The sequence below is a fragment of the Fructilactobacillus sp. X7R9C1 genome (assembly GCF_059901005.1).
Window position 1 is genome coordinate 1 of sequence record NZ_JBWXVG010000021.1, and the last position, 4,085, is coordinate 4,085.

Consider the following 4,085-nt stretch of genomic DNA (forward strand, 5'->3'; position numbering starts at 1 on the left):
TTTCTATATTCCTCTCCAGTATCTTTAGCAGTCACGTCTCTGCCACACATCGGACAATGTTCGATTTCATTGAATGATACTTGTTTAAAATACTTTTTCTTTTTAGGACCCATATAGCAAACTTTAAAAGTAGTTAAAACGTTATCCTCAACCATCATGGCAAAGTCACCACGTTCAAAAACTTTATCTTTATGACAATATGGGCAATCTTTTTGTACCTTAGTTATACTTACCATGGTTATCCCCCCCTTATTTCCTTTCAGTTAATTAATCGCATCCTCCCCAATTAGCACACTCATCACTAATCACCTGTGCTAATTTAGATAAATCATCAATTGTGCCATCAAATCCTATTTTCATTGGATAATCGTTAAGATTAACTTGCTTTGAAAAATCGGTTTTAAAAAATTCATCTAATGTTTCTAATATGTCTTTAATAACCTCTTTTGATTCCTCGTAGTCTTCGATTTCCTCTTTATCCATTTTTAAAATCCTCCTTTTTAATAAAAGTACCGTGGTCAGTCTTACCTGTACGATCTTTAATCACGTTGTAAGAATCAGTAATTAAATCCTCAATCTTCCAACCATTCTGTTGAGCGATAATTGTAATTACTACGTATATATCTCCCAGAGCATCTTTTAAGTCATCTGTATGTTTCTTGTTGTGCGCTTCAGCTAACTCGCCAGACTCTTCCATGAGCTTGATAATCTGCTTATCAGTTTTCTTATCTAGTCCATGCTTAATTGCCCATTCTCTGATTTTATCTGTTGCATTTTGCTGTTCTTCCAACTTTTGCTCTCTCCAACACAGTTGTTTCTCACGATGCCGAATACTTTCTTCTTTTTCGTAATGGATTTGGTTGCTATCTTTCATCTGTTTTCTAATTCTTTTTTTCTTCGATTTCATAATAGTCACCTCGATATTTACCTGCTTCAAATGTTTCAATCATTTTCTTAATACATTTCACAGTATCAACGTATGTGTCTTCTGGTTCTTTTGTTTCCCAAAAAATATCATCAAGTAAATTAGCGGCTAATTCTTCTGTATCATTTTGATCGCACATATATACTTTTTTAACTTTCTTATTTGAATTCATTTAATTTCCTTCCACACATTGGACAGAAAATAATAGGAATTTCAGTTTCTTCAAATTTTCCATCTTCTTGATTCATAATTCCCAAATAACTAACTTTATCTTCAAAAATTAACCTAACTTTATTTATAGTTTTATATCCGTACATACACACTCCAGCATCTTTACTGCAGTATGGGCAAATACTTTGACGAAAGTCATCACTTTCAGATGTTTCCATACCCAGTGCATTACTTAATTGAGTAATACGTTTTTGAAGCATGAAATTATCTTTTTCTAATTCTCTTTGTTTATTTTTCATACCAATCTCATGAAAGGCTTGTTCGTGTTGCGCTTTTTTACTCTGCCACATCGTCTATACCTCACTAACTTATAAACAAATCATTGGTTATTCATCCCGATTATCAACAACAGCACTCTGATTAAGTCTGCCTATTTGTGTAGTAAACAAATTCCAATAATAAGTAACATCATCTATTGAAAGAGCTTCATAACGAGGAACGTCATTGGTTTTCACACTCTTATACCAATATCCAAAAAAGTCACTAAACGATACACTTTCAAAAGCATCCTGAAACGGCATGCATTCCAATTCATCCAATAATTTATCTTTACTAACAATTCTGAATGCTGAGAGCCTTTCTATATTGGCAATTAATCTTCTATTTCTTCTAGCTCTTGACATGTATTTAACTAATTCAATATCACTTCTTAATTTTTGATAGTAATAGTCAATTAGATCATAAGAGTCCTTATTTTCTGTATGGTCGATACGGTTCTCACCAAAATTCTTGTCTGCTTTTAATTCTTGGACTGCTAGATCAAAATACTTTTGTTCATGTTTATTTTTAAAATGCAGTCTTTGTTCTGAATCATCCATTAGGTAATTTCCTCTTTTCATCTTCATAAGCACTAACCTGATCTAATACATTAGCAACTAACCAATCAATATCTCCATTGCCAAGTTCAATATCATCTAGTTGCTTGCTAAAGTCGGTATCAATACAGTCATCAAACGCATATAAGACATTATTTAAAAAGTTTCTATTAGTCAGTTGAATGTCGTTCTTTTTCATAATGAGTCCTCTTTTTAATGTCAGTAAAGTTCTATGATTGCTTCGATTTGAGCGTAAGTACCTTCCCACTGATCTGAACCTAATTCATGCCTTATGATTCTAAATCCATGACCCTTTAACTCATAGGTTTTCTTTTCTAAAAAAGCACTAGCTTCATCAAATGTTTCAAATCGTTTATTGATAATTAATTGTTCCATGCTAGTTATCCTTTTGAGCATCAATACGATATTTGAATGGATATGAATCCATTTGACGGTAATTTTCATCGTAGATAATGCGTGCATAGATAATTGAATACTCTGCTATTTTCAAATCGTTAATTTCTTCATTAAATGATTCAAGAGCTTTATCGAAGGTTTCGTAGTCATATGTGACGGTCATCTGCTGCATAGTTACATCTCTCTTTCCATAAATTGCTTAGTGCGATAGTTATAGCGAACAATGGTAACTGGTATCTGATAAAGATACTCATACATAGCAATCCTTAAACTGGCATCAGCCGTTACCTTACTGCCCTTTACATCAATTACCTTAACTACATTGTCGTTATCGTCGTAGATCACAAAATCAGGGCTATAACAACGCTTAGCGTGTCGCTTACCATTCAACTTAAACTTAGGTAAGATTTCCATACGCTCATGAACTTTAAAGTGCTTCTTTTTTCCTTTGATATGGCTGATGTAGTAGATGTATTCGACCTTGCTATCAAACTTGATACCGTCGTATTCAATCTTTTTAGCGTGATATTTATTCAGCAACAGCATCACCCTTTAAAAACTTATTGATGAAATACTGTTGCCCTTTGCCAGTTACTTTAGAAGTTTTGGTAATAGTCGTATGGTCTCCATGATCAACCGTGGTTTCTTTAACTTTGAACAAGCCTAAATTCATTGATTTTTGAGTGGGCGCATTCCAATCGGTCCCTTTTCGTTTGATTAAATAACCGTTGTTACGTAACCATTCAAACAATCTGGTTGAGCCAATATTGATGCCATTTTGCTTTAATAACTTAGCAAGCTCGCCAACTAAGATTGACGTATTACTAGTAGTTACGGCGTCAGCAAATAGTGCTTTAGGCTGCATTGCTTCAATCTGTTTAGCTTGATTAGCTGCAAGTTGTAACGCATCCCCCATGTTTTGAGGAACATCAAAACCGCCATATTGTTTAATTTGGTCTTCCATCTGGTTGAATGCGGTAATGTAATCTACTTTGTATTGAATTGCTTTCTTCCCGGTGTATCCCATAGTCAATAATGTAAATCCATCACGATTCATATAGTAGATTCTTCTTGGTCTTCCATATGAATCTGAAGATGTACCCTCATAAAACATCTCCTCAATTTTTGACACATCTTTTTTTATTAGATCTTCAATGTCTCTTAAAACATTATCAGGTCTTCTGTGAAATTCTTCTGCTACTCTTAAACTAGTAGTAACCGCATGTCTATCTCTTAAAATTACTAAATCGTTCATAATTGTTAGGCTCCTTTACTTGTGTTTAATTCTTTTAATTTATTTAGGGATGCTAGTTTCTCAGCAATACGCTTACTATCGTCTGCCGTTAATTTTTTATCAGTTGTTTGTTTCTTTGTTCTAGCCCAGTCAGGCAAATGTTCTTTTGCTTTCCCGGCGCTACGAGTGTTATTTAAATAACCGTCAATCTTGTCAGCTTTAAATAGCGTTTGTGGTCTTAGATACTTATCTCGCTTAGGATCGTCTAACCATTCTCGGGTTTGGTTATCAATTACCTTCTTGAAATCACGTAAGCTGTATCCTTCTGAAACACGAGCATTAATCAATCTTTGATCAGCTTCGTTATTTCTAAAATGCTTGTGTGCTTTCTCGTTGAGATAGTCGATTGTTTTTTGAGCTACGCGGTCGTGTTCGTCAGAACTCGACAGTGTATTTATAGATG

The 4,085-nt window shown here is 34.1% G+C and carries 12 protein-coding genes; all 12 read right to left on the reverse strand.

Going from position 1 to position 4,085, the window contains the following annotated elements; genetic code table 11:
* A partial coding sequence (locus AC6UD0_RS07005) for a hypothetical protein (protein WP_500708613.1) occupies positions 1 to 236 on the reverse strand: 236 nt, incomplete at its 3' end.
* A 31-nt stretch (positions 237 to 267) separates the two neighbouring features.
* Positions 268 to 483, reverse strand: a complete 216-nt coding sequence (locus tag AC6UD0_RS07010; RefSeq protein ID WP_500708614.1) for a hypothetical protein — start codon at positions 481 to 483, stop codon at positions 268 to 270.
* Complete coding sequence (locus tag AC6UD0_RS07015; protein ID WP_500708615.1) at positions 476 to 907, reverse strand: MazG-like family protein; 432 nt, start codon at positions 905 to 907, stop codon at positions 476 to 478. Before AC6UD0_RS07015 ends, AC6UD0_RS07010 begins: the two co-directional genes overlap by 8 nt.
* The gene (locus AC6UD0_RS07020; RefSeq protein WP_500708617.1) at positions 882 to 1,097 is read right to left on the reverse strand and encodes a hypothetical protein; all 216 of its coding nucleotides are present in this window, start codon (positions 1,095 to 1,097) and stop codon (positions 882 to 884) included. Before AC6UD0_RS07020 ends, AC6UD0_RS07015 begins: the two co-directional genes overlap by 26 nt.
* On the reverse strand, positions 1,084 to 1,446 hold the full coding sequence (locus AC6UD0_RS07025) for a hypothetical protein (RefSeq protein WP_500708619.1): 363 nt from the start codon (positions 1,444 to 1,446) through the stop codon (positions 1,084 to 1,086). Before AC6UD0_RS07025 ends, AC6UD0_RS07020 begins: the two co-directional genes overlap by 14 nt.
* A 36-nt stretch (positions 1,447 to 1,482) precedes the next feature.
* Positions 1,483 to 1,974 carry a hypothetical protein gene (locus AC6UD0_RS07030; RefSeq protein WP_500708620.1) on the reverse strand — a complete coding sequence of 164 codons (492 nt, stop codon included), beginning with the start codon at positions 1,972 to 1,974 and terminating at the stop codon, positions 1,483 to 1,485.
* Positions 1,967 to 2,170: a hypothetical protein gene (locus tag AC6UD0_RS07035; protein ID WP_500708621.1), complete on the reverse strand. Its 204-nt coding sequence runs from the start codon at positions 2,168 to 2,170 to the stop codon at positions 1,967 to 1,969. Before AC6UD0_RS07035 ends, AC6UD0_RS07030 begins: the two co-directional genes overlap by 8 nt.
* Positions 2,171 to 2,190: 20 nt before the next feature.
* A complete protein-coding gene (locus AC6UD0_RS07040; protein WP_500708624.1) occupies positions 2,191 to 2,367 on the reverse strand; it encodes a hypothetical protein in 177 nt (58 codons plus the stop codon).
* A 1-nt stretch (position 2,368) separates the two neighbouring features.
* The gene (locus AC6UD0_RS07045) at positions 2,369 to 2,560 is read right to left on the reverse strand and encodes a hypothetical protein (protein WP_500708625.1); all 192 of its coding nucleotides are present in this window, start codon (positions 2,558 to 2,560) and stop codon (positions 2,369 to 2,371) included.
* A gap of 2 nt (positions 2,561 to 2,562) precedes the next feature.
* Complete coding sequence (locus AC6UD0_RS07050; protein ID WP_500708627.1) at positions 2,563 to 2,928, reverse strand: DUF1064 domain-containing protein; 366 nt, start codon at positions 2,926 to 2,928, stop codon at positions 2,563 to 2,565.
* A complete protein-coding gene (locus tag AC6UD0_RS07055) occupies positions 2,918 to 3,643 on the reverse strand; it encodes a phage antirepressor KilAC domain-containing protein (protein WP_500708629.1) in 726 nt (241 codons plus the stop codon). The genes AC6UD0_RS07050 and AC6UD0_RS07055 overlap by 11 nt, the downstream gene beginning before the upstream one ends.
* A gap of 5 nt (positions 3,644 to 3,648) precedes the next feature.
* On the reverse strand, positions 3,649 to 4,085 hold a 437-nt coding region (locus AC6UD0_RS07060; RefSeq protein WP_500708632.1), incomplete at its 5' end, for a conserved phage C-terminal domain-containing protein.